This is a genomic window from Photobacterium sp. GJ3 (assembly GCF_018199995.1).
Classification (GTDB): Bacteria; Pseudomonadota; Gammaproteobacteria; order Enterobacterales; family Vibrionaceae; genus Photobacterium.
On the sequence record NZ_CP073579.1, the window covers coordinates 909,897 to 935,048 of the forward strand.

The following is a 25,152-nucleotide window of genomic DNA, read 5'->3' on the forward strand; positions in this document are numbered from 1 at the left end:
TGACTGCGATTGGTATAACAAAACCTGACGTCTGATGAGTCCGGCTGTGTTTGTCACAGCCGGATTTTTTCAGAATAGAGATAGTCCCAAAGCGCGTTTTACATCCAGCAAGAGACGCTGGCTCACTTCATTTGCTTGCTCTGTACCCTGCCGCAACACCTCAATCAGCATGGCTTTATCCTGCATTAGTCTTTGTCTTTCTTCCCTGATGGGTGCCAGTAAGGATTGCAGACAATCTTCAAGAATCTTTTTGGTTTGACCATCACCCAATCCGCCCCGGCGATAATGCGTTTTTAATTCTTCAATAAAACCAGCATCCGGATGAAAAGCATCCAAATAGGTAAACACCACATTTCCTTCAATCTGGCCCGGATCCGTGATCCGTAAATGGTTGGGATCCGTATACATCGCTTTGACAGCAGCACGAATCTGGTTTTCAGTGGCACCCAATGTGATCGCCGTTCCCATGGATTTCGACATTTTCGCTCGACCATCAATGCCCGGAAGTCTTGGAAAGTGGCTGAGCATGGCCTGACATTCACACAGGACGGGAGCTCCAACAATGCTATTCAAGCGGCGCACAATTTCATTCGTCTGCTCTATCATGGGAAGTTGATCATCGCCCACCGGAACCTGAGTTGCTCTGAATGCGGTAATGTCTGCTGCCTGGCTGATAGGATAAGTTAAAAATCCTGCCGGGATGGTTCTGCCAAACCCCCGATAATGGATTTCATGTTTCACCGTTGGATTTCGTTCCAGCCTGGCAATAGACACCAGATTCGAGTAATACATGGTGAGTTCAGATAATGCGGGCAACGCAGACTGTAAGCATATCGTCGTCTGGGTCGGATCAATCCCGACCGCTAAGTAGTCGGCAACCACATTGAGGATATTATCCGAGATCTTTTTGGGGTTCTGCCCGTTATCGGTCAGCGCCTGTAAATCCGCGACTAAGATGGTTTGGTCATGTGTCTGCTGAAGCCGAACCCGCTGCTGAAGTGAACCAACATAGTGCCCTAAATGCAGTGGACCGGTGGGTCTGTCGCCCGTGAGAATGCGTTCTTTCATGTGATATTTCCTTGAATTAAACCGATTCACGGCAACCAAAGAAAACATCAGATCAGGGATAAAACGTCCATTGGCTGCCATTTCCGGCGGCAAATGAACGTAAAAATTCAGTGCCGCTCTTTCAGGAGCGCCACCAACGAATAAATGATGAAATAGATTGATGTTGAGTCATATGCATGGTTAGGACAATAACTGAACCACGTTTTCATTGCAATCAAGACGTTTCGGTTTCTTTTTATGCTGGATTGAGGGTTAACCTTCTCATGGATTTCACAATCCCTTCGAATATTTTATCTCTCACATTCTCATCAATGTCTTGAGGCAACTGATTCCCAACCTGATCGACCGCCGACATATAACTCCCTTGAAATTCCTCTAAAATTTCCCTCATCGACTCAGAAGAATATTTCACAAGTCTTGCGGTGTTCATAAAGTGCCGGGCCTGAATTTGATACCAATGCCGTTTATAGCCAGTGCTCGCCTTCAAACCCATCGCCAGTTTTATTTTCCTTTCGTGGATCCCTTTTCCCCCCATCATCGGATATGCAGAAATGATGTCATATAGGGGTGTCAGACGGTATTTCCCGTTGGGCTGAAGAAACAAAGAAAAGTTTTTGGCATGGCCATCAATGGCTGCCAGCACAAAAAACAGCACCTGAGCTTTCATAAAGGTACGCCTGTCTTCTCCGGCAATTTCTGAACCGAGCAGATGATTCATAATCCCCTCAATTCCAATGCCACCATCTACCTCGTACTTTTTCGCAGGTGAAATACCCGATACCTGACAAAAATCTTCCTGTGGTAACCGTACAATCCAGTCTTCTTTCTGGGCATATCGCCTGTCGAAGCGCTCAACGGCTAATGCTCTGACCTTCCCGGCATGAAGCACGTCACAGCTTGCTGTGGGTAAACCAAACGCTCTGGAAAGGCGCATGCAGATCAATTCATTATCGACGCTGGTTGTCAGGTCCAAAACACTGCTTTGTGTTCTGATTTCCCCAATTGGCAGTTTAATAATATGCGTGGTGGGTGTTAATCCATTCGGGATATACCAGCGATCATGCCGCTTCAGTAAGGCTGTTTTTTCCTGAGCACCGGCAATCGAAATCCGAAAGTCGTCATTCCCGTCGACCATACCCAAGGGGATATTGTCTGTATAAGCATTTAACACGTGTTCCAGCCGTGCGGCAGTTAATTCCGTTGCACTGATTTTTTTGAAGTCAGGGATTGGCTGACCTTCAGGAATCAGAGTAATTGCACCCACACTGTCACGGCCAATTTTTTCCAGCAAGTCAAATGGCTGCTTTGTTTTTGCATCATACCTGGCAACGATTCGCTCCCTGACCTGAGGGTTATCCGGCAACAGGTTATCAAAAAAATTGATCACCTCATCGCCAGTAAAGCGGGCTTTTCTTAATGGCAGAGAAAGTGAGATTGCACGACGCTTTTTTGAATGAATCCACGCTTCATCGTATTGAAAAGTGTGTGCGCCAGTGACTTCTTTTGTAAATACACCCACATTCAAACCATTCATCAGCACCCGAAGCTGCCTTACCATAGCTCATCATCCTCATCACTCGGCTCGCCACTTTTCCCTTTGGGTTGTAAATGCAGCTCGAGATCCAGTGAAGATAAAATCCGGAATAATGTTCCAATACTGGTTGTTTCAGGATTAATCTCAAATTTTGAGACGGTGTCCTGCTTCAGCCCAACGGGATCAGCGACTTTTTCCTGAGACAATCTTTTGGACTTCCTTTCATCTTTGAGATGAGTGGCGAGTTGTTTTGGTGATGTGATCAGCACGTGCTTTCCTCTTTCCTACCCTCGTTTAAGGGTAGATCTTAATTTACCCCCGTTCAAGGGTAAAACCAAGATTACCCCTGATCGGGGGTAAAGTTATTTTTACCCCCGTTCAAGGGTAAACCTGAAAGGCATCCCAACTCATATCAAAAGAAGTCACCCACGATGACGTATTCAATGACTGAAAATACGAATGGAGGGTATGCTGACCATCAGTGGATGCAACCCTATCATTTGCTTTCGCTGTCAGGAAAAATTCGCCGGAGGTTAGAGATCACACTGCGTCATCGTCATCTTAAAACCACAAACGCATCTGTTGATTCATTAGCCACATCCATTGAAAGACTCTGGGACATGCTCTGGTCTTATCTCTCAGAAATCGAAAACAGGAGTAAGATGATGAATTCAAGATTCAGTGATGGTTTCTGGTTGCTGTGTATTTGTCCGCTGGCTCAGGCGCAAGTCTGGCAGCATGCGGGACCACCAGCGCAAGTGATTGAATTGTTTACCTCGCAAGGCTGTTCCAGCTGCCCGCCCGCAGATAGATTCACCCATCAACTGGGTGAGACGAATTCGCTCTGGGAAACCATCATCCCTGTCGCATACCACGTTGATTACTGGGATTATCTGGGCTGGAAAGACGCTTTTTCAAATCCGGCATTCAGCCTGAAACAACGTCTTTATCATCAATATGACGTGCTGAGCTCGGTTTACACGCCGGGGTTTGTGGTTGATGGCAAAGAATGGCGCGGATTTTTCAGCCATCAGCGTTTACCTGAACAAAACACAACTGCGGCAAAAGCGTTAAAACTGACATACGAGAATCAAGCATTCACCCTGGATTATGCCGGTGAAGGCAGATTTGTCGCACATTTTGTTTTAATGGCCATGGATGAAACCACACCGATTCTCCGGGGAGAAAATGCAGGCAAAGTATTGACATACAACCACGTGGTCCTTGACTCAGCTCAATCTGCATCCGAAAACCGCTGGTCATTTTCGCCCGCCCGTATCCCGGCCAATGCCGATGCAGTTGCCGCATGGCTCACCCGGGAAAACAGTTTTGTGCCGGTTCAGACCGTTGCAGGCTGGCTCACGCCATAATCAGCCATCTCATACCAATCGCAGTAAATCACAGGTCATCCTAGCTTGTTCAATTGTTCGATAACTGCGTTAGATTTTTTGATTGTAGAATCACTACATATCCAAAAATCTGCCTTGTTCTCAAACATTTCCCCTGCGCTATTTCTGATCATTGACTTACTTTGATTGGTATCAACTGAGCGTCAGGCGAATCAAATCATCCCGTACGCTTTCGTCGTTGATGAAGAAATGTCCACCGGGAAAAGTATGCAGGACTGGCGGTGTTGAAAACACAGACTGCCAGTCGGACAATTCATCTTGTGTGATGTCATCATCGGCCCCCCAAAAACAATGGCCGGAACTGGCATCGGCTGTTGCTGTCCATCCGGACACTGATAGGATTCCGCAATGTGATAGTCTGATTTCACAAAAGGCGTACACATCGCCATCAGTTCATGATGATTGAGAATTTCGGCCGGAAAGCCACCTTTTAATTTCAGTGCACTGATAAAATCATCATCTGCAAGCTGGCTCAGGAAACGAGTCCGATGATTCTTCCAGGGAGATTTTGCGGCAGAAAACACGGCTTTTACCGGCAATCTCCTGCCCGACTGCTGCAACTTGCGAATCAATTCATACGCCACGAAAGCCCCCATACTGTGTCCGAAGAGGATCATGGGCTTATCCGGAATCTCACACAGCCCTTGCCAGATATCTTCGATATAAGCAGACATATTGATGCAACGAGGTTCACGTAAACGTTGCGCCCGCCCCGGGGGCTGATAAGCAAACATCTGAACATGCGCAGGTAATCTGGCAGCCCAGGGATGAAACACGGTTGCACTTCCTCCTGCAAAGGGGAAACACAGTAAATTCAGTTCAGCCGCTGGATTGGGCTGATAGCAGATAAATCGTCTGTTGGCTGACATCATGTCCTTCACATTCAATCCGTTAAAACAAGTCTTTCGATACAATGATATGCACACAAAATAACATGAATATGCCGAACAGGGTATGCCACTCAAGGCATCGTTTATCTGCCAGAGATGATGCATTTATTGGGGGGAGCCAGAGCGGGCTGCTCTGGCCGAAATTTAACTGTCTGAAGGGTACTCCCCTTCTTTTCTTTGACGAGGTTGCCGAATCGTCCAATGCTCATTCGGGTCGTAATTCTCATCGCATAAGTCGATAGAAAAACCCATATCAACAATTTCTTTCAATGTCAGGTTATCTGCCATGTGGGCGATATCGCCAGATCGATTCCGTAATTCCATAACCGTACCTATCTTCGTCTGCTACGCCAAATCTATTCCCTGATATTCATATCATCAGTATTCACGTCCTCTGTCTTTGAGCCGATGACTATAAATATAGCTGGATTCATCCGACTCCGGCGTCGTCGGAGACGGGTTTGACACGTTCAGGATCAAATGAATTTCTGGATCAGTCTCAAAGTTCAAGTACTAAGAATAAAATCAATACGATGAATTCCTTTTGCACGGCAGACAGACTACTATAATCGGGTGATACCCAAGTGATCTCACAACCAAGATTCAGCGTCTGGTGATCCGTTTCCGTTTCTGAATGATCGATCGGCAAATGAACATCCTTCTTGCTTCTCTGCGGACGATGAAAGATGTTCGTTTGCTCCCCGGAAAGATAACACTGGATGATGGCATGAGCGGCAACTCAGACTTGCCGGAGCATGATGAGATGATTTGGGTATCAATTCTTGTCCTCCATGATTTCTGGAGGCAACTCGACTGGTGGAAAAGGGAAGCTGAAATGCTCAAAACCGCAACCAATCAATCACAGGGAATGCTACTGTTCAGGCTGAACTCCCGACAACTTTTTGCTATCGGCACACTGAAAGTGAAAGAAATTGTGCCGTACACCCCTTTAACAGCCATCCCTCAATCCCACCCAACGGTCTTAGGTGCAGCCAGCTTGCGTGGTGACACTTTGCCCGTGGTTGATATGGCGAAGGCCATTGGTTATCCGGCGCTGACGCAGGAAGAGCTGAAACAATGCTACATCATCATCACAGACTGTCGCCGGCGACTGGTGGGCTTTCTGGTCCGTGGCATCAATAAAATTACCGAGTGTAACTGGCATAACATTGATGCGCCGCCCCCGTCACTTGGCAGAAATATTTTCGTCACCGGTGTGACAAACATTGAGAACCAATTGGTTCAGTTACTAGATATTGAGTTGTTGTTATCTAAAGTGTTTCCTGATTCTCCTGAAAGCCTGCACCCTGTCCTGACAGATGTTCAGCGCGAAACATTACGTCCGTTAAAAATCCTGCTGGTTGATGATTCAGCCGTTGCCCGTCGCCAGCTCTGTCAGGCGATGGATAGTGTCAGTATTCCTTATCACATTGCGACGACGGGGACAGATGCGCTCCGGATGCTCAATCAGGCCGCAGATGCCGGCCAGCCGTTTGAAATACTGGTCAGTGACATCGAAATGCCGGGATTGGATGGCTACGAGCTGGCATTTGAAATTCAGAACAACCCCAAACTCAAGGGCACTTACATCATTCTGCATACGTCGCTTTCCAGTGAAATCAGTGTCTCTCAGGCACATCAGGTTGGCGCCCATGAAGCCCTGACCAAATTTGAGGCCAATGAACTGATCCACGCCATGCTCCGTGGGGCCCAAATGCACCAGGAAACCATGGTTGAATGAGGTTCAAAAAAATTACACTGATTTATCCAAGTTAACAGAAAACTGACATTAGGGACGGCAGCTATGGCACAGTTGCCGTTATCAGCAATATTCATCTTTCAATGTCGGATTCACCATGTTCAAGCGAATTGTATTCAGTGCCACGCTTCTCCTCTCTTCCTGCGCCGTGTTGGCCAATCCGGAACTGCTTTCTCCCGAGGAAGCAAACTATGGCAATTTTCAGCTTGTCGAAACGATTGAAGTCAAAGGCGATATTGACGACAGCATTGCCCAACTGATTCGCAAATCTTTACGAAACAGACAAGGTCAATTCTATGCCATTGATACGATCCGGGAAGATATTCGCAATGAAACCCTGACGCTGGTGATCAAGCTCTACAACGAGCCCATGGTCCTGTCGAACGATCAACTGCCGGCTTAAGCGGTTGATACATCGGTATCGTTCACCTGCAGTCAACACGCTGTTTCCGCATCATTGAGGTTTTCTTTTTGTTGTCTGTACCTGAAAGGAGTAAGATGTGGGCCTCTGAAATGTCAAAGGCTTAGTATATGAAATATCAGTGGATTCTTTTTGATGCTGACGAAACACTCTTTCATTTTGATGCTTACAGTGGCCTCAAACTGATGTTTTCCCGCTTTGAGGTCGACTTTAGTCAGACTCACTTTTCAGAGTATCAGCGCCTGAATCAACCGCTTTGGGTTGACTACCAAAATGGGGATATCAACGCAGCGCAGTTGAAGCACAAGCGTTTTGAATTCTGGGCATCTGAGCTGGGAGTGACCACCGCAGTACTGAACAGCGCATTTCTTGAAGCCATGGCAGATACCTGCGCGCTGTTACCGGGTGTGGCTGACATGCTGGAACAGCTCAGCCCTCATGCCAAAATGGGCATTATTACCAACGGTTTTACGGAACTGCAGGACGTTCGTTTAGAACGGACTGGTGTCGCCCATTACTTCTCCTCACTGATCATTTCCGAGCAGGTGGGCGCCGCCAAACCTTCCCCGGTCATCTTCGATTACGCCATGGATCAAATGGGTCACCCCGATCGGGAAAAAGTCCTGATGGTGGGCGATAACCCGCATTCAGATATTTTGGGGGGAATCAAAGCCGGGATGGATACCTGTTGGCTCAACCAGCATGGAGATGATGCACCGGAAGGGATTCAACCCAGCTATATAGTCCGGCAACTGGATGAACTGCCCGCTTTGCTGCTTGGCCCTCAAGCCTGAATATCAGCAAAAGTATCAGGCCCGGAAACAACAAAGCGCACCATTCGGTGCGCTTCTCGTGTCTGGGTGGCCAGATGACTCATCACTGAGGCCATGCTGGCAGGCTATGTGATCAAAAAAATCAGAACTTATTCGTAGTCGAAATCCATGTACTCACCGCTGTCCTGACGCTGGCGCGTTGGTCGGCGTTTTTTCTTCCGCGCCTGCTCATTGTAATCAATAAAGTCTTCCTCAAAATCACTCTTGAACTTGGACTTCGACCCCTTGCGGAACTTCTCATCTAACTTTGCCATGCTTGTTTCCTGACACACAACCAGATAAAAACATTGAAAAATGTTGAGTTAGCCACGATTGGCTGACTTTCATCACTAAGCATAGGGTAACAAATCAAAAAAACACAAATGCTTCGTGGCATGGTCAGACGGTCAGTTCAGTCACAGTGCATAGCCGACACTGCAAAACAACATTTTATGAACCGCCCCTTCCAGCTGCGAGACTAATCCAAAGTCTGAAGTCCTGTACAACAAGATATTTTTATCATCACAACAAAAAATATTGCCGGATAAAATATCGCTAAACCCGCTCGCTGATCTCGGTGAAAGCCACGTCCAGCAACTTGTCCAGCAACTCGATCTTCTCATTATCTTCCCGCCAAACCAGGTACAACGTCTGCTCCATGACGGGTGCATTTTTCACCACATGGATTTCACCTGCTTCTACGGGATGCGCAATCACCGGAGACGGCAGATAGCCGACACCACCATTTTGCAACAAATGCTCCAGCGCCATCTTGCTGGAATGGCTGTGTAAAATCGGGGTCTTTTGCAATTCATTGATCCGGCTGTGTTCAACGGCAAAGCGGGTTCCCCAGTCCAGATACACCAAAGGGAGCTCTTTAATATCCGCCATACTGCTTTCCGCCAAATGGCAAACAAGCTGCAGCTGATAAGAGCGAACCTCATGCACGATCAGATTCTCGATCTTCGGTGGCTCACTGGTGATCACCACATCAATGCTTTTATTCAGAATCTGCTTTGACAGCCCTTGCCGGGACAAAGTCTCTAAACGCAGTGCCAGATCCGGGATCGCGCCATAAATACGGCTGACCCAGTCAGACATGCCATCGAACTCCCAGACAAGTGCTGTCGCGCCAAGGGTGATCTGGTTATTGCAGGAATCGGATAAAGCAACATCCTGCCTTGCCCGGCTCCAGGTCTGAAGAATGGCTTCTGCATAAGGCTGCAGCCGCTCACCCGCGGCAGTCAGGTGAACATTCCCCCGCTGACGAGAGAACAACGCATTACCCAGCTGGGATTCCAGCTGACGGATTCTGAAACTCACCGCGGATTGGGTCAGATACAGGTTGTCAGCAGCCCGGCCAAAGTGCCTTGTTTTTGTGACTTCAAGAAAAGTTTTCAGTAGTTCTGTGTCCACAAGATAACTCGTATATAAATAGGAATGGGACTCATGGCGATACTACACTGTGCGTCCCATTCTTATCATCAAAAAGTTTTATCGTCACGACGAAAAAGCTTTGATTTACAACTCAACAAACCTGAAAGAATATCAGCGCAAATCTCACATGGCAGGTGATCAGATGAGAAGTGTAGGCAAATTTTACGACGATAAAAATTTCCCACGCGGCTTTAACCGCTCGGGTGTCTTCACAGTGGGCGAAGCCACAATTCTGGAAAGTTACGGGCGTACCATGCGTGGTATTCAAGAAGGACTACTTCACCCTGAAACGCCAGAAGAAGAACAGTTTTTTGCTGAAATTACCGGACAGCAGGAAATTGCTTCAGACTTCGCAAAATGCTGGACGAAGTACCTGAAACAGACTTCAACCAAGATACGTAGCTATACCTTGTGTAATTCTCCTCGCAAAGCTTCTGCAAACAACTTTGAAGAAGACAGCGATGATGGCGGTAGCGATGATGATATTGATTACTAAGTAATCACTCGATTATCGCCATAGCAACACGCTTTACCGAGCCATTCGCCTCACCGCGCATGGCTCTTTTCTTTTTTGCCCCATGAAACAGGGCAATACAATGGTTTATTGAAATGAAAATTTGTTTCGTGATGTACCCTTGGAGCAAAGTTGAGCCTGAAACAGACTCAACCCTGCGTTTGATTCATGAAGTTGCCAGCCGTGGTCATACGGTTGCCCTGACGACCCCAAGCAACCTGACGATGCGTGACAGCATGGCGATTGGTTTTTGCCGCGTGCTGAAAAAAACCGACGTCTCAAACAACATTCCAAGCTTCTACCGTAAGGCAGAGTTTCGTAAAGCTGAACTGCCACTGGCTGGATTTGATGCCATTATTATGCGCGCAAACCCACCACTGGATACCATGGCCCTGAACTTCCTGGATTCAGTACGGGACGACACTTTCATTTTCAATGACATTGACGGTCTGCGTGTTGCAAACAACAAGCTGTATACCGCATCCCTGCCCGATCCAAACCGCGAGTTTATCCCGGTCACGCACGTGTCGAAAAACCGCGAGTATCTGGAACGCGTGCTGGAAGAAAACCCAAACGACCGCATGATCATGAAGCCACTCAACGGCTACGGCGGTAAGGGCGTGATCTTAGTCGAGAAAAGCGCAAAATCCAGCGTCCGTTCACTGCTGGACTTCTACATCGGCGACGATCACAACTACGTGATTCTGCAAGATTACATTGAAGGCGCTGAAAAAGGCGATGTGCGGATCATGATGCTCAATGGTGAGCCGATTGGTGCCATGAAGCGCGTGCCAGCCAAAGACGACGTCCGCTCAAACATCCACGCCGGTGGTCAGGAAGTCAAACACACTCTGACCAAGCAGGAACTGCGCCTGTGCCGTCATATTGGCCCGAAACTGGTCCGTGACGGCCTGTATTTCGTGGGTCTGGATGTCATTAACGGCAAACTGGTTGAAGTGAATGTGCTCAGCCCTGGCGGCATTACGCGGATCAACCGTCTGAACCGAACCAAATTGCAGCGCGAAGTGATCGACTTCGTTGAAAGTGTGGTCAAAGCCAAAGACGTCAGCATTGCGCGGAAGAACAAGTTCAGACAGGTGATTGAAGATGCAGCAACTAGCTGAGCACGAGGTGCTGGCGCTCATCCAGCATCAGATCCCTTTTGAAGCTCAGCTCGCAGATGGCAGCCTGACGATTCGCATTTCCGAGTATCAGCCTTTTGTCGCGACGGCCATCCATCATGGGGGGCGTCTGCGTCCTGAACTGGTGGCGAAATGCCACCTTTCAGCAGAAGAAAGATACTTTGAGGAAGATCCGTATACCGGTGAGTTCATCTCTTCAATGCCGATTGTGCTTCAGGGCGAAGACTCCCGTTATGAGTACGATCTGAACCGGGCTCCGGAGCATTGTATTTACAGCCAGGCGTGGGGAAAAGACGTCTGGCATGCCGCACTGACAGACGCTGAAAAGCAGCTATCACAGGCAAAACATGCGTGTTACTACCGAATTTTTCGTGCGTTGATCACGTCACTTGAGCGCAAGTTCGGTTACTGCGTTGTGTATGACATACACTCATACAATCATGAACGCATCACAACACCGTGTCCGACATTTAATTTGGGGACGGCACAAGTTGATCGCAAAGGATGGCATACCGAAATCAATGATCTGCTCACACGTCTGGGACAGATTACCCTGCCAAACATTGCGGTGACTGCCGGAGAAAACCTTGTGTTTCAGGGTATGGGATATCAGGCCACCTTCATCCGTGATCATTTCTCCCGCACCCTGATCTTACCGATTGAGATCAAGAAGGTGTATATGAATGAGAGCGGTGGTGAAAGTTATCCTTTAGTGATTGAGCAGCTGAACACTGAGCTGAAAGATGCACTGACCGGGCATGCTGCTTATGTGATGGAAGCACACATGAAGCAACCTGCCATCAGACGTCGTCAGAAAGCCCATGTGCTGGATTCAAAAATGCCAAAGGAAGTGATTCAGCTGGATCGCCAGCTGTATAAGTTTGCCCGCGGCCTGAATACCCTCAGCTATATCAATCCGATCAACCTGAAGCAGGAAAAACGTCGTTTTCTGCATAATCGAGATGCATACCAACCGAAGTTCACCTATCGGCAGTTAGATCTCGACCCTTACAAATTCAGGGAACAGCTCTATCGCCTGCCGGTCGAAGAAATTCGCGACGCCGGTATTCAGGCAATGTACCGGAAAGTGATTGATCAACTGGCAGTGCGGATTGATCTGCTGACGAGCCTGGGCCACGAAGCGTTTTTATATAACTCACTGCGTTACTACGGACGCCCGGATGAAAGCGACATTGCCAATGCCAATTTCATTCTGCACGCGCGTGATGATGCTGAGCCTGAACAATCCAGTATCAGTGCTGAAGAAGCAATTGCAGCATTTCATGAAGCCGCCGATGACTATGGCTTCACCTGTAAAATTCAGGGCACCACCAAACTGATTGCACGTGCCATGGTCAGTGGTACAACCGTGAAAGTGAACCTGAACAGCCGTTTCTCACCCACGGATCTGTATGCGCTGATTCATCATGAAATGGGCGTTCATATGGTAACCAGTGTGAATGCGGAAGCGCAGCCTCTGAAAGTGCTGCAGCTGGGACTACCGGGGAATACCCATACGCAGGAAGGCTTGGCCATCCTGTGTGAACACCTGTCCGGGAATTTCCCGCTGCACAGGCTGAAAACGCTGGCCCTGCGTGTGGTCGCGGTTGACATGATGGTTAACAAGCGAAGCTTCAATGAGACATTCAATACACTGAAGTTCGATTACGGGCTGTCCAATGATACAGCTTTCACCATTACAACCCGTGCCTACCGGGGCGGTGGTTTCACAAAAGATTACCTGTACCTGCGTGGCCTGAAAGATGCGCTGAGGCTGCATAAGGAAACCGATCTGACTTCATTGTTCATCGGTAAAACAGGGTTTGAATTCAAGCCCTTGCTGGACGAACTGATCGAGCGGGAAATTCTGATGCCGCCGCAGTATCTGCCGAAAGCACTGTCGCTTGAAACAGAGACGGATCCGATCATTAATTTCATGCTGAACTGCATCAATTAATCATCCCCGTTCTGAAAACAAGACGGTTCCTTTGCAGGAACCGTCTTGTAGCTTCAATGTGCTCACATCTGAGTTATTCCCATTCCCAGTGACGACCGTCATGCGCCTGAGTAAACAACATCCGGTAACCAGAAATGTTACGGTGCGGGATGTCCCGCATCACTTTGTGGAACTGCTTGTTATCGAGATGAATCAGATTCTCGTGATCACCTGATTCAATATAAAGCTCGTCTTGCTCCAGTAGTAAATCATCCACCAGCATGTTGATCTGGTAAGCCTGTCCGAGTGAAGGAATCGCTCCGGGTTCACAGTCCTGAAACAGCTGAGACAACTCATGCTCACCCATCAGAAAATACTGTTTCCCCATGATTCTGTTGATCTTATCGATCATCACTCTTCGGTTCGCAGGCACGACTGCCATCAGGTAATCATCCCGCTGATCTTTCAGCAATACAGCTTTCGCCACCTGTGACGTTGGCACATGTGCCGAGATCGCTGAACTGAACGCTGTGTCTGTGTGTCTGTGGTGTGTCAGGCTGAAATCCACATGATGGCTGTTGAGGAATTGCCCGACTGTCATTGCCATCGCCATAGGTCACCTCCCGGATATCCCAGTCCTGAGGGCTGTTGCCTTCTTCCCAAGTATGAAAGGAGTCGGTGCATTTTGCGAATTTGTGCCGGAGAAAATCAGAGCGGGGATTGAATACGCCGGACCTGCCAGAACGCCCGTTGCCAGTAAGGCGTATCCAAGCTGGAGACCACCACGCCCTGAGAAGTGGACGCATGCAGGAATTCGTTATTGCCCAGATAAACGCCGACATGCCGCATCGTTCTGCCTGTGCGGAAGAACACCAGGTCACCTTTCTTTGCCATGGTCAATGGCACCGCTTTGCCCAACCGGGACTGCTCTGCTGTGGTTCTTGGCAGCATGCGCTGATAAACCTTTGAATAAGTGAGCTGAACAAAAGCAGAACAGTCAATCCCGCGGCGGCTTGTGCCCCCAGACGATAGGGCGTCCCTTTCCAGCTTTGATAAACATCCAGAAATCCCGGTGTGGGGGGTTTGCGCGCGATATTCAGCGGAACATCAGGTTGCGAAGCAATGGGGAGGGCAGAAGTTTCTGTGGTCGCGTTACGCTCTGGCGTTGTGCTGCAACCCGCGATAATCATAACAAGGCAGATGGGCAATAACGGGAATCGCTGACGCCAAGAGCGCCCGTCGGAATACAGCTCTGTTCCCCCATTTCAACCTCTGCGCAAAAAATTACCACAAAGAAGTGATTATGCATGAAGCCTTCCCGCGATGCATCCTCAGGCGAGCTGCCTGCTCAATCTTAAAGCAATTTTTGCAAACGGCTCACTTTCAAGTTTCCGTCAGTTGATTGAACCACCAAGAGACAAAGCAAATATTACCTTTACTTTCAGCCAGTTAACCGTTTAAAAATGTGAGGTCTTTCGGATTACTCATCTGACCTCTTTTGCTAATTCCCAAGACTGGATTACGCTAAGAAAAGCCGTTGAGAAAAAATCAAGGAGTTGATGTGCTTGCTTTTATTCGCCTGGTTCTGGCAGCCGGATTTATCATGTTTACCTGTCTGTTCGCGCTGATTTACTGCCTGTTCAGCCCGAGAGACCCAAAGCACGTTTATTTTTTCAGTCAGTGGTTTAAGGTGCTGAGAAAAATCGTCAATGTTCAGATTATTGAGCGCGGTTCAGAGAAGCTCACCGGTATCGGCAACGCCGTTTATATCTCCAATCACCAGAGTGTATTCGATTTTGTCACTTCCCCGGGTATGGTCCGGCCAAGAACCGTGTCCATTGGCAAGAAAAGCTTACTCTGGATTCCGTTCTTTGGCCCACTGTACTGGATCACCGGAAATATTCTGCTGGACCGCGAAAACAAAGCCAAAGCCAGAGATACCATCCAGCAAGTGGCCAGTGCTATCCTCAATCGCAATCTTTCCGTCTGGATGTATCCCGAAGGAACCCGCAGCAAAGGCCGCGGCTTACTTCCTTTTAAATCCGGCGCATTCCGAATGGCCATTGAAGCAGGTGTGCCGATTGTGCCGATGGTGGTCAGCAGTACACACAATCAGATCAATCTGAGCAATAAAGACAACGGCATCGTGATCGCTGAATATCTGGATCCCATTGAGACATCCGGATTGACGATGCAGGATGCCAGAGCACTGGCAGATCATTGCCATCAGATGATGCTGAATCACATTGCGACCCTGGATGCCGAGGTGGCCTCTCTTAGCAGCGAGTCTGCGGCGATTGCAGCGAAACCCAGCTGATGCCAGCCGGATAGGCGCGCTGACTGATGGCCGTAAAGGCAGCGAGAACAGCCTCACTTTTCAGAATCCGGCTATGCCCTAACCCTTCAGTTTCACGCAGTTCGACGTGATTCAGGGCTTTCGCATGGCGGGATTGCTCAATTTGGGCAAACCTGTCGCTGACATCATGCACAATCAGCACATTGGCCTGATGGCCTCCCAGCCGTGCATGACTGTCCACTGCATCGATGGGATACTGATAACGCTGTTCAACCTCTCCGACCACATCACGAAACAAGCGCTTCGAGAATCCGGACACTTCAACAACACGGTACAAATTTTCTTTGTAGTTCAAAATCGGAGCAATCAGCAGCAGTGGCTTCCCCACCAGTTTAAGATGCTGACTTTCCAGGACCATGGTGCATCCCATGCTGTGGGCAACAATCCCTTGAATCTCTTCAGCTTCTGCATCCAGAACAGCTTCCAGACCTTTCACAAAGCCTGGCAAATGGCCGTGCTGACCCTCACTTTCTCCGTGAGCCGGGTTGTCAAATGCCACCGCCGTAAAACCGGCAGCCGCCATATGTTCCATCAACGGAAAAAACTGACTGGCAGAACCCGACCAGCCATGCCCCAGTAACCACACCGGGCCCGAGCCCAGACGATAGGTTTTCAACTGACCTTCCGGACTAGCAATGGTGGCGGTTTGCATCCCTTCCGGTATCGGATTGACGGACGAGAACTTCTCGGGCGTCAGTAACAGATTCCGGGCTGTTTTCAATGCATGAGAAGGGGCGACACGGTGATAAATCCGGGTCGCCAGATTCATTGCACGACGTTTCACTTGTACGCCGCCTGTTGAACTGAAATAAATTTTGCTGCTCATTGATCGTCTCCTCACCAGAAAAAAGAACGGTCGTGCTTTTTTGGTGGATTAAAAAATTTGGGTTATACCAATCAAAGTAAGTCAATGATCAGAATTAGCGCAGGAAAAATGGTTGAGAACAAGGCAGATTTTTAGATCAGTAGTCATTCTACAATCAAAAAATCTAACGCAGTTATCGAACATTTTAACAAGCTAGGATGACCAGTGATTTACTGAGATTGGTATGACACCCGCCAACGCGCCAGAATGATTTCAGCTTCCTGCCAGAACCGCGAATTACTTTCATCTTCCAGACCGAGTGAATGAAAAAGCTGACTGCTCAGATATGCGCCATACAGTTGAAAAACGGCCTGCCAGGCATCTAAATCGGTTTGAAATTCACCCGACTCTTTCCCCTTTTCGACCTGCCGGCACAAATAGTCCATCCACCGGCGCGTCAGGATGTCCAATTCCTGCTGCACCGGATCATCCGTGCTCCGCCCTTCTTTCCAGGCATCGATAAACATACAACGTCCCTGAAAAGAATGATTCCAGTCCAGCCAGCGATCTAACAAATGCCGCAGTTTTTGTTCAACTGACTCAAAGCCCTGTATCCGGGCCGGTTGAATCACACGAAGCGCAAAGTATTCACCTGCATAGCAAAGAACTGAAACCTGCAGATTCTCTTTCGAATTGAAATGCGCAAAAAGCCCGCTTTTCGACATCCCCGACGCTTTAGCTAACTGACCGATCGTCAGACTGTCCAGCCCATCTTTACTGGCCAGATCAAAGGCGGTTGTTAAAATGTGCTCTCGGGTAATGCGGCCTTTACTCATGACGCGTCCTTAAAAATACTGCACACAGTAAAGCACGATCGTTCTATTTCAGACAAGAAAAGAGTGGTCGAACCACGACGCCAACCCAAAATTAGCACCGCTCCTACCGGGACATACACCGTTCCTACCGGGACATTCCTACCGGGACATTCCTACCGGGACAGACACCGTTCCTACCGGGACAGGCACCGCTCCTAGCGGGACAGGCACCGTTCCTACCGGGACAGACACCGCTCCTACCGGGACAGACACCGCTCCTACCGGGACAGACACTGTTCCTACCGGGACAGGCACCGCTCCTACCGGGACAGGCACCGCTCCTACCGGGACAGGCACCGCTCCTACCGGGACAGGCACTGTTCCTACCGGGACAGACACGACAATGACGCGGTTGCTTCGAGCAAACTAGCGTTCAGCGAAATAGAACAAACTGTCCACCTTAATCGGACAGTTCCCTACTTCATGCACCATATCCTCGGCCTGTTTCAGCGAATCATAACTGCAGGGAATGCCATAAATATCCGTGAGTGGGAAATCATTCCCATCCTGATCTTTAAAATTCACACTCCAGCCTGCACTCAGAAAATCGTGCACAAGACGCGCTTCAACTAAGGAGTGCTTCTGATACATTTCACGACATTCAGACAGAACCATAGTGACCCCTCATCTACATCATCACGATTCTTATCAATTTAAATATAGTTAAAATTCGACTGAACCCTGCCAGCAGAAAAACCTGCTGGCACCACGGTGAAACGATGAAACTGATTCAACTCAGATTTCTGGGATCTGCTCTCAAAGTGTCCCTTTTGATTCATTGTTTTTTGTGCGGCTATAGAACATTTCGAGTTTCTCCTATTGAAAATGCTGATGCATCTATGCTCTTATGCACCGGATAAAAATCTTATTAAAACAAGGGTTATACGTGTCTGCTATCTCCATTCACACCACGAAGGACGGTGAAGTGACATTTCCTGCAGGTGAGCAGTTAGTGTCGACGACTGATCTGAAAGGCAATATTACCTATTGCAACCCCTGCTTCTGTCAGGTTGCCGGTTATCAGGAAGCTGAACTCCTGGGTAAACCCCACAATGTGATTCGCCATCAGGATATGCCCAAAGCTGCTTTTGCAGACATGTGGAAACACCTGAAGCTTGGCCATGCATGGCGCGGTGTGGTCAAAAATAGAACCAAAAATGGCGGTTATTACTGGGTCGACGCCTATGTGACACCGATCTACGAACAGAGCAAGATCGTGGGTTACCAGTCCGTACGAGTCAAACCTACGCCAGAGATGGTCAGAACAGCCTCACAAGCCTATCGGGCATTACGATCCAATGAAGGGAAACAAAGTTTTCAATTCTCGGTGCCTTCCTCCGTGCGTTACGGTTTGCTGGGCGCTGCAACCTTGTTGCCTGGCATCCACAGTTTGATAGAAGGCGGAATTTCTTTCAGCGCAGGACTGCCCTTCCTGCCCTTGCTGATTCTGGCTATTTTATTCCGCGAAGAGCTGTTTCATACCCCGCAACAGTTGGGAAAACTCCGGCAAAATTATGACAGTATCAGCCGTTTGATCTACTCAGGTGACAGTCAATATGCGATTGCGGACTATCATCTCAAAATGGCTTCAGCACGCATGCGGACCGTATTGGGCAGGATGACCGACGCAGCGCATCCACTACATGCCCTGGCGGATAACCTGAATGAAACGGCAACCCGGGTCAATGAAGCCATCCGCCATCAGAACGACAATATTCGCAGTGTTGCCAATGCGCTGGATGATATGACAGGTTCTGCGCAGCATGTCAGTCAGCACGCGGAACATTCTGAGCAACTCCTGCAAAATACGCAGGGCTTTAGCGATCAAACCCGTGAACAACTGGATGCCACACAGCAAAACCTGCAGGTCTTGTCTTCTCAGGCGGAACAAGCTACATCAGCAACGGTTCAGCTCAGTGATGAAGCAGCAAAAGTCAGCACCGTGATGGACGAGATTCGTGGCATTGCAGATCAAACGAACCTGCTGGCGCTCAATGCAGCCATCGAAGCAGCCCGAGCAGGGGAACACGGCCGGGGCTTTGCCGTGGTTGCTGATGAGGTCCGTGCCTTATCCTCACGCACGCAAACCGCAACCGAGCAGATCCAGCACAGTATTGAACACATGCTGGAAACCATTGGCGAATGGCGCTCTGTGATTGAGCACAACCGCGATCAGACCAATGCGTGTGTTTCCATTGCTGCTGAAGGCTCTGAAAGCCTGAAGCGCATGGAAAACAACATGAATGAAATGAGTCAGCTCATCCGGAAAATGGCTCAGGCTGCCAGTGATCAGGAATTACTCACGGATCAGACCCGTCAGCATATCCATTCCATTGCTGCCGCCTCTGAGCAGAACTTTAAAGAGCTGCTGCAAGTTGAAGCATCCAGCAATGGCCTGAGTGCGAAGGTTGATGACTTTGAAGCGCTGGCAAAGCGATTTGAAGAAAAATAACCCAAACGCCACCTGTAAGCCGGTCGAATCATCTCGGCTGGCTTCTTCATTTTCAGACCATCCCGCGCATCTGCCGCACTTTTACCACTTACCTTGATCCTGCGCAATTCTCCGTCGCGGACTGCAATAGCAGGTTCCGGCATTGACGGATACACTGTCTTCATCCCAAAGCAAAAGTTGAGTTTCCCCAAATGGCAGATTTAAAACATCTTGAAGCGCCTTGTGAAGCTTGTGGTGTCGCCGCCGAAATTGGTTTTCTGATCCGAGAAGGTGATGACGTTTCCGAGCTTGATTTCCGTGGTGAGCACCGTGTCGCAATCGAGTCTGAATTCGAACCTTATCTTCGACTGGCACAATCAGTGAATGCAGCCGTTCAGCATGAGTGTCTGTTTCTGGCAAATGACACAGAAATGAAAGCTCGTCTTCATTTCGAATGCAGTGCAGAAAAAATCATCTTCGACCTCAAGTCCCGCGCACTATCCTGACCTGCCACTTCCAATGTCCACAGTGCTTTGCCGCAAGGCGTAGCACTGCCATTTCCTGCCTTCGTGACCCAGCGACTGTGCTATGATGCCGCCCATAAATAAAACCAATGAAGGACAGAGCACCATGACTTCGAAAACCGTTGCATTTATCGGCTTAGGCACGATGGGATTCCCAATGGCCGGACACCTTGCCAAAGCAGGCTTTCAGGTGGTTGTGTATAACCGGACCACGGCAACTACTGAGAAATGGCTGAACACTTATACTGGCACACTGGCACGTACCCCTGCAGAAGCTGCTCAACATGCCGATGTCATTCTGACCTGCGTCGGCAATGATCACGATGTCCGTGAAGTGTACTGTGGCCCGCAAGGAATTCTGAGCACAGCACGCCCAGGATCTTTGCTGATTGACCACACGACAGCCTCGGCTGAAGTGGCCCGTGAAATTGCTGCGGCAGCGGCAAACGTTTCGGCCGCCTTTCTGGATGCCCCTGTCTCTGGCGGAGAAGCGGGTGCAGTCAACGGATGTCTGACCGTGATGGTTGGCGGAAGTCAGGCAAATTTTGAACAGGCCCAGCCCATCTTTGCGGCTTATGCGAAGGCTTCAACCCTGATGGGCGACGTCGGCTTCGGTCAGATTACGAAAATGGCAAACCAAATCTGCATCGCAGGCGTACTCCAAGGCCTGTCCGAAGCAATTACCCTGGCAAAATCTGCAGGTCTGGACATAGAAAAAATGACTGACGTGCTGAAACACGGTGCGGCCGGTTCCTGGCAAATGGAAAACCGTGCTGTCACCATGGCAGCGGATAAATTTGATTTCGGTTTTGCGATCGACTGGATGCGAAAGGATCTCGCCATCTGTTTTGAAGCTGCCGAACAATACGGTGTTGCCCTACCGCTGGCGCGTCAGGTTGACGCTGAATATGAAAAACTTCAGGCTCGCGGATTTCAGCGTGCCGATACTTCCGTACTGATTAAGCAGTTCGACAAGTAATCCGCCTCGACATGCGTCAATCCCATGGTTTGGCGCATGATTCACCTCATTCTTTATTTCTGCGATTCGGTGACACTACTCCCAATTCAATTTTTCACACTGTCTTTTTTGCACTTGCCAGATACAATCTCAGGCAAGAATAAAAACTTTGATTTCACTATGTCGAAAAAAATTCGTCAATTCTGTCAATCGAGCATGATTTTCCTGAGTTTATCTGTCCTTCAGGCTTATGCTTCCGATCAATTTGTATCAGAACTCAAACTCCTGAACTACACCGACAGTTATGGAAATGTTTCCCTGCGGCATTCGAAACTGATTCAGTTACCCGATCCCCTTCATATCAAAGGTAATCTGGATCTGGAAAACAGTGATCTCAGGTTGTTACCCAAAAAAACCCGTGTCGATGGAAATCTGGATCTCGCCTACAGCCATATCACGAAACTACCGACGAAACTGGAAATTGGCGGCTATTTGAATCTGGCTCATACACACTTAACGCACATTCCCCCAAACCTGCGAGTCCCCGGGGATTTAAGCCTGATCGGCATGCCAATCAAGCAGTTACCTCACAATCTTTTTGTTGGTGGGAACCTTTATCTTGCACACACACAAATCACAACCCTACCGCAAACCATGAATATTCGGGGCGATATTTATCTTGGTGGGATTCGGTTAGAAAGTATTCCAAAGAATATCAAAGTCGGTGGGAAAATTTATCAGTAGTCATCAAATGATGATGTTCGTTCAACAGTCACAATTGAAATAAATCTTCTATAAAAAACTTTAGCCAGAAACACAATACTCAAGTGTTCCTGGCTGCTTTCACTTACTTACTTTATGGTTGTACAATCTTTCTATCTTTTCAGTCGTTTACGTGCGAGGCACGTTCATTTATTTTTTAACTTCGACTTAGAAGATTGAGATTGGTAATAAAACCATTGTCTACGGCTTCTATTTGTCATCATTCACCTCTCAATAAAACATAGGGAATCAGCCTTCTTTTTTCTCGACTGAATTACCTAATCCGCTTCACTGTACCTATATGTCTGTGACAGTTGAATGACATTTAGGTATCGCTTACGTGATTCTTCCAGAGATCACTCTGATGATACATACCACATAAACTGCGGTGTCCTTGGTACTCAGATCCGGAAGAATGATTTAATGGACGAGATGGTTGCTTACCGAATATCCTGAAATGGAAACTGACCTTAGGAACGCTCGGGGAAACGTTGGTAACAGGTTCAGCCACATTTTGTGGGGCTCAGGTTATCCAAGGCTTTTTCAGTGTTATCACCATCTAGTTCACATCAACAAAACTCAATATAAGAGCCCTGCACATTTTTTTCAACAGGATTTTTGACCTTTTTTGTGAGTTTTTGCTCACATTTTTATCATCAATCAATCAGACATCTTACAATGCGATGTGAATCAACACTTTAACAATCAAGTACAACTTTCTTACAATCATGGGCTGGTTTTGCACCATACTTGGGCAATCAACGATGTTCAACGGCACTCAACGTGCTGATAATCCATTAGAAAATAAGAAATCTATCAATGCACTTGGATTTGACAGATGAGTCGCACCTGTTAACATATTGTTATAAATTTTACAGGACAGAAACATGCCAGCTCACACAATCTCTCTGGAGCAATCTGCCCAGGCCCCGAAGGAAGTTTTGTTCCAGTTGTTAACAGACCATCAGAACCTGGGGCGTTTTTTTGACGGCACTTATCATCTGGTCAAACCCGGCTTTCCGATGCCAAATGGTATTGGTGCAATTCGACGTGTCTCTGCGGGCCCCTTTTCCTTCGATGAAAAAGTAATTGATTACAAAGAGAATGAGCACCTTCACTACCGGATTGTCAAAGGTGGCCCACTTCAGGAGCACGGAGGTTGGATTCAGATTCAGAGCCTGAATGCTGTAACCAGTAAGATTCAATACCGCATCAGTTTTTCCCCGAAAGTGAAAGGAACAGGCTGGATCATTAAACTTTTGCTTGAAAAAAGCATTCGTAGAGCTCTGGAAAATATTGCAAGGCATGGTGAGTCGGCATGGAAGCGCTAATCTTACTGGCGGTCAGCCCGATCTTTTTTCTGGTGATGCTGTGGGAATACCGCCAACTCAAACGAAAAGGCGATACAGATTACAGTCACAAAGAGATCTTCTGTAACCTCACGCTCGCCGGGTTACATCAGACAGCCGATCTCATCGCAACAATCTTACTCATGCCCTTCTTTTTATGGGTCTATCAATTCAGGCTGTTTGATCTGAGTTTATCGGCAGCAACTTTGTTTGCCGCTTTTTTGCTGCAGGATTTCTGTTATTACTGGTTTCACCGGGCCTCACACCATGTCAACTGGTTATGGGCATCGCACATCGTGCATCACTCCTCACAAAAGATGAACTTCACCACAGCTTTCCGCCAAAGCCTGACTTACCCGATTTCAGGAATGTGGCTGTTTTGGATGCCTCTGATTCTGATTGGTTATCCACCAGAAACTGTTGTGCTGGTCGTCGGGTTGAATCTCGGGTTCCAGTTTTTTGTCCATACGCGGATGATCAAGCGGCTTGGGTGGCTTGAATTTATTTTTAACACACCGTCTCACCACAGAGTGCACCATGCGCGAAACCCCGAGTATATCGACAAAAATTTTGCGGGCGTGCTGATCATCTGGGACAAACTTTTCGGTACTTTCGTACCCGAAAACGACCAAATCGTTATCCGTTATGGCATTCGGGAAGACTTTACGGGCTGGCATCCGCTCAAAGCAACATTCCATCATTGGGGGCACATCTTTCATGCCGCACTTGCGCCCAATCAATCCATACGGACTCGTTTTTACCGGCTTTTTGGTCCACCCGGTCAACATTGAAGCATCTGCACTGAAGTGATGATTTATTGATCCAGTCGTGGGGAAATCAATTTGAAACCTATTTAATATAGGCTCACCCCGTGCTTTCATCAGCCATGAACGTCAATCATTCAGTTTTCAGGAGAGATCGTGTGAGACAGCCTTTACTAACAACCGAACGTTTGTTGCTTCGTCCACTGCAACTGGCTGATGCCCCCCGAATTCAGAAACTTGCAGGTGCGCCTGAAATCGCGCTGGGCACGACCAATATTCCCTCCCCCTATGATTCCGGCATGGCGGGTCAGTGGATTGGACGTGCGCTTGCAGGCTGGGAACAAGGCACGCTGGCTATCTTTGCCATGACGCTTCGGGATACAGAGCAATTCATTGGCTGCATTGGGCTCCACCACATTGAAAATCAGACGGCGCAACTTGGATTCTGGTTGGGCGTTCCCTTCTGGCATCAGGGCTACTGCAGTGAAGCTGCCTGCTGTATAGTACAATATGGTTTTTCTTCCCTAAAACTCAGTAAGATCTTTGGTCAGCATCGTCGAGTTGATCCTAAACCGGGGAAAGTTCTGGAACGCGCAGGCTTTCAGTTCATACGAATCAAAGAAAAAGCGATTCGAGTCAATCGGATCACTGAAGATCTCTCTTACTACGAAGCCACTGCCCCACAGTTTGCAGAAGTCTGAGATATCCCGCCTGAATACCTCATAAAAATACCAAACCACAAAAAAATACCACAAAATTATCCTCTACTTTTACATGAAGAAATAAAATTAACATCCAATCATTATTGCTGCTTACTATAATAATGGTGATGGTTAAGCAATGATTAAGTTATCAATCACTATATTCAGAAAGGTAATAACTGGGCAGACATACTTTCCAAGCGCATATGAAGCGACCATCTAACTGAGATTGGGTTAACAAAGGAATGAAATTTCTTGGAAACAGGTAGGTCTTATTGTGAGAGCCCTGTAGCAAAAAAACCCTTAGAAAATTTGGCGCAACCCAATCAATGGCTTTGCCACTGATGAAAGAGGTGAATATTATGACTAGCTTTAAAGTACTCACTGCAACCGCTGTACTGTTAATGTCTACATCTGCTCTGGCCGATATCCGGGTCACAGATACCAACAACGGCGCATGGGTGACTGTGACAGAGAATGGCCAGCCTGCTGCGAATGCTTCCGTCTCTGTTGCGAATGTCCCTCAACAACGCAAAACCTTCACAACTGATGAACGTGGTCGGGTCTTCATTCCACTTCAACTGAATGCATCACGTTCAGTGAAATTTGAAGCAACCACTGAGAATGGCCAAAAATCATCACGTTACGCATTTACCGGCCAGAATAAAAACTAAGTCAGTCTGACTGATTCAAAGGCTCCCAATC

General features: G+C 48.1%; 28 protein-coding genes and 1 pseudogene. 16 read left to right on the plus strand and 13 right to left on the minus strand.

Features of this window, described 5'->3' with window-relative positions; translation table 11 throughout:
- Positions 1 to 69: 69 nt before the first annotated feature.
- The 3 genes from trpS to KDD30_RS21065 form a co-directional block, all read right to left on the minus strand.
- Positions 70 to 1,068 carry a tryptophan--tRNA ligase gene (gene trpS, locus KDD30_RS21055; protein WP_249199344.1) on the minus strand — a complete coding sequence of 333 codons (999 nt, stop codon included), beginning with the start codon at positions 1,066 to 1,068 and terminating at the stop codon, positions 70 to 72.
- 235 nt (positions 1,069 to 1,303) lie between these two features.
- Positions 1,304 to 2,626: a type II toxin-antitoxin system HipA family toxin gene (locus tag KDD30_RS21060; protein WP_211650302.1), complete on the minus strand. Its 1,323-nt coding sequence runs from the start codon at positions 2,624 to 2,626 to the stop codon at positions 1,304 to 1,306.
- The gene (locus KDD30_RS21065) at positions 2,620 to 2,871 is read right to left on the minus strand and encodes a helix-turn-helix domain-containing protein (RefSeq protein ID WP_211650304.1); all 252 of its coding nucleotides are present in this window, start codon (positions 2,869 to 2,871) and stop codon (positions 2,620 to 2,622) included. The genes KDD30_RS21060 and KDD30_RS21065 overlap by 7 nt, the downstream gene beginning before the upstream one ends.
- Positions 2,872 to 3,264: 393 nt before the next feature.
- Here KDD30_RS21065 and KDD30_RS21070 point away from each other — a divergent pair, with 393 nt between their 5' ends.
- Positions 3,265 to 3,972 (plus strand): DUF1223 domain-containing protein, encoded by a 708-nt coding sequence (locus tag KDD30_RS21070; protein WP_249199345.1) that lies wholly within the window; start codon positions 3,265 to 3,267, stop codon positions 3,970 to 3,972.
- Positions 3,973 to 4,163: 191 nt separating this feature from the next.
- Here the strand turns inward: KDD30_RS21070 and KDD30_RS21075 are convergent, their stop codons facing one another.
- Both KDD30_RS21075 and KDD30_RS21080 read right to left on the minus strand, forming a co-directional pair.
- A complete protein-coding gene (locus tag KDD30_RS21075) occupies positions 4,164 to 4,883 on the minus strand; it encodes a thioesterase II family protein (RefSeq protein ID WP_211650307.1) in 720 nt (239 codons plus the stop codon).
- A 162-nt stretch (positions 4,884 to 5,045) separates the two neighbouring features.
- The gene (locus KDD30_RS21080) at positions 5,046 to 5,225 is read right to left on the minus strand and encodes a hypothetical protein (RefSeq protein WP_211650309.1); all 180 of its coding nucleotides are present in this window, start codon (positions 5,223 to 5,225) and stop codon (positions 5,046 to 5,048) included.
- 511 nt (positions 5,226 to 5,736) lie between these two features.
- Between KDD30_RS21080 and KDD30_RS21085 the strand changes: the two genes are divergently transcribed.
- From KDD30_RS21085 to yjjG, 3 genes are all read left to right on the plus strand, one after another.
- Positions 5,737 to 6,642 (plus strand): chemotaxis protein, encoded by a 906-nt coding sequence (locus KDD30_RS21085; protein WP_211651922.1) that lies wholly within the window; start codon positions 5,737 to 5,739, stop codon positions 6,640 to 6,642.
- A gap of 115 nt (positions 6,643 to 6,757) precedes the next feature.
- Positions 6,758 to 7,063, plus strand: a complete 306-nt coding sequence (locus tag KDD30_RS21090; RefSeq protein ID WP_211650311.1) for a hypothetical protein — start codon at positions 6,758 to 6,760, stop codon at positions 7,061 to 7,063.
- 128 nt (positions 7,064 to 7,191) lie between these two features.
- A complete protein-coding gene (yjjG, locus tag KDD30_RS21095; RefSeq protein ID WP_211650313.1) occupies positions 7,192 to 7,875 on the plus strand; it encodes a pyrimidine 5'-nucleotidase in 684 nt (227 codons plus the stop codon).
- Between the two features lie 128 nt (positions 7,876 to 8,003).
- Here yjjG and KDD30_RS21100 read toward each other — a convergent pair whose 3' ends face one another.
- Positions 8,004 to 8,168 (minus strand): hypothetical protein, encoded by a 165-nt coding sequence (locus KDD30_RS21100; protein ID WP_211650321.1) that lies wholly within the window; start codon positions 8,166 to 8,168, stop codon positions 8,004 to 8,006.
- A gap of 280 nt (positions 8,169 to 8,448) precedes the next feature.
- On the minus strand, positions 8,449 to 9,309 hold the full coding sequence (gene hdfR, locus KDD30_RS21105) for an HTH-type transcriptional regulator HdfR (protein WP_211650323.1): 861 nt from the start codon (positions 9,307 to 9,309) through the stop codon (positions 8,449 to 8,451).
- Between the two features lie 49 nt (positions 9,310 to 9,358).
- On the opposite strand from hdfR, the gene maoP reads away from it, so the two are divergent.
- From maoP to KDD30_RS21120, 3 genes are all read left to right on the plus strand, one after another.
- Positions 9,359 to 9,826 (plus strand): DUF413 domain-containing protein, encoded by a 468-nt coding sequence (maoP, locus tag KDD30_RS21110; RefSeq protein ID WP_249199346.1) that lies wholly within the window; start codon positions 9,359 to 9,361, stop codon positions 9,824 to 9,826.
- Between the two features lie 113 nt (positions 9,827 to 9,939).
- Positions 9,940 to 10,968 (plus strand): glutathione synthase, encoded by a 1,029-nt coding sequence (gshB, locus tag KDD30_RS21115; RefSeq protein WP_211650325.1) that lies wholly within the window; start codon positions 9,940 to 9,942, stop codon positions 10,966 to 10,968.
- Positions 10,952 to 12,943, plus strand: a complete 1,992-nt coding sequence (locus KDD30_RS21120) for a flavohemoglobin expression-modulating QEGLA motif protein (RefSeq protein ID WP_211650333.1) — start codon at positions 10,952 to 10,954, stop codon at positions 12,941 to 12,943. The genes gshB and KDD30_RS21120 overlap by 17 nt, the downstream gene beginning before the upstream one ends.
- Positions 12,944 to 13,016: 73 nt before the next feature.
- Here KDD30_RS21120 and KDD30_RS21125 read toward each other — a convergent pair whose 3' ends face one another.
- Positions 13,017 to 13,535, minus strand: coding sequence for an aminoacyl-tRNA deacylase (locus KDD30_RS21125; protein WP_211650335.1), 519 nt, complete (start codon positions 13,533 to 13,535; stop codon positions 13,017 to 13,019).
- A 95-nt stretch (positions 13,536 to 13,630) separates the two neighbouring features.
- Positions 13,631 to 14,112 (minus strand): annotated as a pseudogene (locus KDD30_RS21130) (NlpC/P60 family protein).
- A gap of 371 nt (positions 14,113 to 14,483) precedes the next feature.
- Between KDD30_RS21130 and KDD30_RS21135 the strand changes: the two are divergent.
- On the plus strand, positions 14,484 to 15,239 hold the full coding sequence (locus KDD30_RS21135) for a 1-acylglycerol-3-phosphate O-acyltransferase (RefSeq protein ID WP_211650337.1): 756 nt from the start codon (positions 14,484 to 14,486) through the stop codon (positions 15,237 to 15,239).
- Here the strand turns inward: KDD30_RS21135 and KDD30_RS21140 are convergent.
- The 4 genes from KDD30_RS21140 to KDD30_RS21155 form a co-directional block, all read right to left on the minus strand.
- Positions 15,199 to 16,104, minus strand: a complete 906-nt coding sequence (locus tag KDD30_RS21140; RefSeq protein ID WP_211650339.1) for an alpha/beta hydrolase — start codon at positions 16,102 to 16,104, stop codon at positions 15,199 to 15,201. The genes KDD30_RS21135 and KDD30_RS21140 overlap by 41 nt on opposite strands.
- 209 nt (positions 16,105 to 16,313) lie before the next feature.
- Complete coding sequence (locus KDD30_RS21145; RefSeq protein ID WP_211650341.1) at positions 16,314 to 16,919, minus strand: TetR/AcrR family transcriptional regulator; 606 nt, start codon at positions 16,917 to 16,919, stop codon at positions 16,314 to 16,316.
- A gap of 138 nt (positions 16,920 to 17,057) precedes the next feature.
- Positions 17,058 to 17,276 carry a hypothetical protein gene (locus tag KDD30_RS21150; RefSeq protein WP_211650343.1) on the minus strand — a complete coding sequence of 73 codons (219 nt, stop codon included), beginning with the start codon at positions 17,274 to 17,276 and terminating at the stop codon, positions 17,058 to 17,060.
- 48 nt (positions 17,277 to 17,324) lie between these two features.
- Entirely contained in the window at positions 17,325 to 17,573 is a 249-nt protein-coding gene (locus tag KDD30_RS21155) for a hypothetical protein (RefSeq protein WP_211650344.1), read from the minus strand.
- 232 nt (positions 17,574 to 17,805) lie between these two features.
- Between KDD30_RS21155 and KDD30_RS21160 the strand changes: the two genes are divergently transcribed.
- The 8 genes from KDD30_RS21160 (at position 17,806) to KDD30_RS21195 (ending at position 25,121) form a co-directional block, all read left to right on the plus strand.
- On the plus strand, positions 17,806 to 19,410 hold the full coding sequence (locus tag KDD30_RS21160; RefSeq protein ID WP_211650346.1) for a PAS domain-containing methyl-accepting chemotaxis protein: 1,605 nt from the start codon (positions 17,806 to 17,808) through the stop codon (positions 19,408 to 19,410).
- Between the two features lie 191 nt (positions 19,411 to 19,601).
- Entirely contained in the window at positions 19,602 to 19,895 is a 294-nt protein-coding gene (locus KDD30_RS21165) for a DUF406 family protein (RefSeq protein ID WP_211650348.1), read from the plus strand.
- Between the two features lie 124 nt (positions 19,896 to 20,019).
- Positions 20,020 to 20,892: an NAD(P)-dependent oxidoreductase gene (locus KDD30_RS21170; RefSeq protein WP_211650350.1), complete on the plus strand. Its 873-nt coding sequence runs from the start codon at positions 20,020 to 20,022 to the stop codon at positions 20,890 to 20,892.
- Between the two features lie 159 nt (positions 20,893 to 21,051).
- Positions 21,052 to 21,615: a hypothetical protein gene (locus KDD30_RS21175; RefSeq protein WP_211650352.1), complete on the plus strand. Its 564-nt coding sequence runs from the start codon at positions 21,052 to 21,054 to the stop codon at positions 21,613 to 21,615.
- Positions 21,616 to 22,520: 905 nt separating this feature from the next.
- A complete protein-coding gene (locus tag KDD30_RS21180) occupies positions 22,521 to 22,964 on the plus strand; it encodes an SRPBCC family protein (RefSeq protein ID WP_211650354.1) in 444 nt (147 codons plus the stop codon).
- The gene (locus KDD30_RS21185; RefSeq protein WP_211650355.1) at positions 22,952 to 23,773 is read left to right on the plus strand and encodes a sterol desaturase family protein; all 822 of its coding nucleotides are present in this window, start codon (positions 22,952 to 22,954) and stop codon (positions 23,771 to 23,773) included. Before KDD30_RS21180 ends, KDD30_RS21185 begins: the two co-directional genes overlap by 13 nt.
- Before the next feature lie 131 nt (positions 23,774 to 23,904).
- Positions 23,905 to 24,447 (plus strand): GNAT family N-acetyltransferase, encoded by a 543-nt coding sequence (locus KDD30_RS21190; protein ID WP_249199347.1) that lies wholly within the window; start codon positions 23,905 to 23,907, stop codon positions 24,445 to 24,447.
- 362 nt (positions 24,448 to 24,809) lie between these two features.
- Positions 24,810 to 25,121, plus strand: coding sequence for a hypothetical protein (locus tag KDD30_RS21195; protein ID WP_211650357.1), 312 nt, complete (start codon positions 24,810 to 24,812; stop codon positions 25,119 to 25,121).
- The last annotated feature ends 31 nt before the right edge of the window (positions 25,122 to 25,152 follow it).